4 protein-coding genes are annotated in these 2,700 nt (G+C 38.3%); 1 reads left to right on the top strand and 3 read right to left on the bottom strand.

Annotated features, from left to right (window positions below):
• The 3 genes from H9L42_RS16505 to H9L42_RS16495 form a co-directional block, all read right to left on the bottom strand.
• Nucleotides 1–398, bottom strand: a 398-nt coding sequence (locus H9L42_RS16505) for a transposase family protein (RefSeq protein ID WP_187304494.1), incomplete at its 3' end; no start/stop codon positions are given.
• 537 nt (nt 399–935) lie between these two features.
• Complete coding sequence (locus H9L42_RS16500; protein ID WP_187304493.1) at nt 936–1,424, bottom strand: DUF6773 family protein; 489 nt, start codon at nt 1,422–1,424, stop codon at nt 936–938.
• Nucleotides 1,421–1,618, bottom strand: coding sequence for a helix-turn-helix transcriptional regulator (locus tag H9L42_RS16495; RefSeq protein WP_187304492.1), 198 nt, complete (start codon nt 1,616–1,618; stop codon nt 1,421–1,423). The genes H9L42_RS16500 and H9L42_RS16495 overlap by 4 nt, the downstream gene beginning before the upstream one ends.
• A 490-nt stretch (nt 1,619–2,108) precedes the next feature.
• On the opposite strand from H9L42_RS16495, the gene H9L42_RS16485 reads away from it, so the two are divergent.
• The gene (locus tag H9L42_RS16485; protein ID WP_465270679.1) at nt 2,109–2,546 is read left to right on the top strand and encodes a hypothetical protein; all 438 of its coding nucleotides are present in this window, start codon (nt 2,109–2,111) and stop codon (nt 2,544–2,546) included.
• Nucleotides 2,547–2,700: the final 154 nt, after the last annotated feature.

Raw genomic sequence — 2,700 nt, 5'->3', positions numbered from 1 at the left:
AGCGGGCTCTCGCAGCGGCTCATTCGCTCGGTGGAACGAATCCTTTTTCCATCGATCGACAGCGTCTGTCCGCTCCAGTCTTCCGGAAGCAGGCTGGTTACCCATTTCGTAAAACATTTTCGCAACGAGTCCGGTTCAATCAGTTTCAGCAGGCATAGAAGCCAGTAATAGCAAGGTACACGGCTGATCCCAAAGTATTCTTTCAGAAATCGGCTTAACCGGGGATTGGTAGCCCATTGATGGATCTGGCTGACATTTTTTAACCCACAAATACTCCCCAGCAGCACCAGCGTCATCACCTGTGCAACACTACAAAAATAACCATCATATTCTTTTGTTGTTTCTACTTCTTCAAAGTATTCTGTAATGAGATTCTGTTCCATTCTTGCATTATACATCTATTCTGCTATTTTTGCATTTTCAAAAATTGATTTCCCTGGGCGTTTGCAAAGAAAATACGTTGATACAAAATGAAAAGAGATTAAACAGACAATTTTCTTCGAGTTAAATCTTGAGATGTGAGCGTTTTGAGCAGCACTTAAAGGTATTTGATAAAAAGGAGTCTATCTGCCGATCAAGAAAATTGGCGAGAACAATCCAAAAGAGAACAGACTTAAAACCGTACAATCGTATAACCGTGACCTTGCCACATGAGAACGGCAGGTTAGGGAAAAGCAGAAAGCCGCCGTTATGATTTTATCCATGCGGCGGCATAATAGATTTTTCTAACTATCTTTATTTCTTCCCAGTTTTCGTGCTACCAAACTACACAGAAATCCAGCAACTATAGTAGCGCAAGCGCCGATTCCTCTAGCGAACCATACGTTCATTTCCGTGCGTTCTAATATCGCGCATATAAACGAGCCAATTCCGACGGATACAAACAGCACAATCAGTTTTGCTATTGTATTGTCTGAGGTTTTCTTTTCCATAGCTTATTCCTCGTCATCATCATAACGTATTTGTTTTTCGAGTTTCCGTTGCCCTCTTATATGGCATATATAAATGAATAAGAGAACAATAGAGATAAGTGCCGCCGAAGAAAGGAAAGTGACAGCTAAAACAGCAAGAAAATGAAAATCAAATATACCACTATATTGTTCCCCGTAGTTAGAGTAATTTTTCACACCATTACTGGCTGTAACAACAAGACTTAATCCCAAGATAGCAAATACGGTTAGAATTTTGTTTCGCTTAGAGGTATCCATAAGATTGTTACCTGTCAACATACTTCTGATTGCAATATAGATTGCAGATACAATAATAACGCCGATTTCCGTAATATAATGAGTGAAAGGCTCGCCCATCACATAAGTTTTAACCACAATAGAAACAATCAGCAAAAGCATTATTACAAAATAGGCTTCGCTCAAAATTTTATTTGTCGTTTGAACTACTCGTTCATCTTTGACTTTTTTCATCATGATTCCTCCCAAAATAAATCATTCAGTGTTTTGTTCAGAGCTTTACATATTGCAATGCAAAGCTTTAGCGTCGGATTATAGTTTCCTGCTTCGATAAGACCAATCGTCTGCCTCGTTACTCCAACAATATTTGCCAAATCTTCTTGACTCATATCGCACTCAACCCTTGCAAGTCTTAGCTTTTTATTTTTCATATCATGCACCTTTCGCCTTTCATAGCCGAATTATACATTATAAATTGCTTAATGTCAAATATATGTTGCAATAAGACGTTTTTAATTTGCATATGTTTCAAAAAGTAAAGGCGGCATTTCTGCTGCCTCTTTGTGTTTATGTAAAGAGAATTTCCTTTTCTGCCATTTCCTTGCATTTCATACCACAGACCAAATGTACTTGTCCATTGAAAAATCCTCCGTTATAATATATTCACACATATTATATTGGGGAAGCTGAAAATATAAAAGAAAGACTGGTACAGCATTTGCGTGATTATCAGTGCGAAAAAGAAAAGTATTACTGGGATATCTTTTCTCAAGCTCATCTGTTGTAGCGGATTTTGTACTTGGTTATAGTGTAAGTGGTTCTCAGACATGGAAAGCGAAAAACGGTTGCACATTGAAAGAAATTGAGAATAGCCAGACAGATTAATTGTGACTTATTTAATAACAGGAGAGGGAAGTCTATTTGAAAAAGAAAAAAGATGAAATAACCATCCGTTCCAGCGCAGCGGAATACCTGACCTATGTTGCCTCTGTCGGCGATCAGCAGGACAGCATTGAGATGCGCTATGAGGATGAGGATATATGGCTGACACAGAAGATGATGGCCACACTATATGACGTTGGTTTACCAACGATAAATGAACATATTAAAAAGATTTATACAGATAGTGAATTAGAAGAGTCTGCAACTATTCGGAATTTCCGAATAGTTCAAACCGAAGGTTCGCGTCAGGTTACTCGTGATACGAAACATTATAATCTTCAAATGATTTCAGATGTTCAGAGGATACTTGAATTGAAGCCGACAAGAAGCTCAGCGCTTTTGCGGGAGATGGTTGAACACGGAATTATTGAAGCGGTGGCTGGATACGGAAAAGGCAAGTATCGCTTTCGAAAGTGAACAAGGGCAGGACACTTCTTGCGCTTTAACCATACAGAAAGCTAACTATATAAAAGTCAAGTGAAATATATAGATTTAGCTCAAAAAGTTACAACTTGTTACTTGATGTAATTTGAACATTGAAAAGTGAATAGTGGATAAAAAACGGCATGGC

The sequence above is a fragment of the Zhenpiania hominis genome (assembly GCF_014333425.1).
In the GTDB taxonomy this organism is placed as follows: Bacteria; Bacillota; Clostridia; order Peptostreptococcales; family Anaerovoracaceae; genus Hominibacterium; species Hominibacterium hominis.
The sequence above is the reverse complement of the archived record's forward strand: the minus strand, read 5'-3'. Positions and strand labels throughout refer to the sequence as shown.

Coding starts and splice junctions, on each gene's coding strand:
- H9L42_RS16500 (WP_187304493.1), bottom strand. CDS start 1,424: ATGATGAAAAAAGTCAAAGATGAACGAGTAGTTCAAACGACAAATAAA.
- H9L42_RS16495 (WP_187304492.1), bottom strand. CDS start 1,618: ATGAAAAATAAAAAGCTAAGACTTGCAAGGGTTGAGTGCGATATGAGT.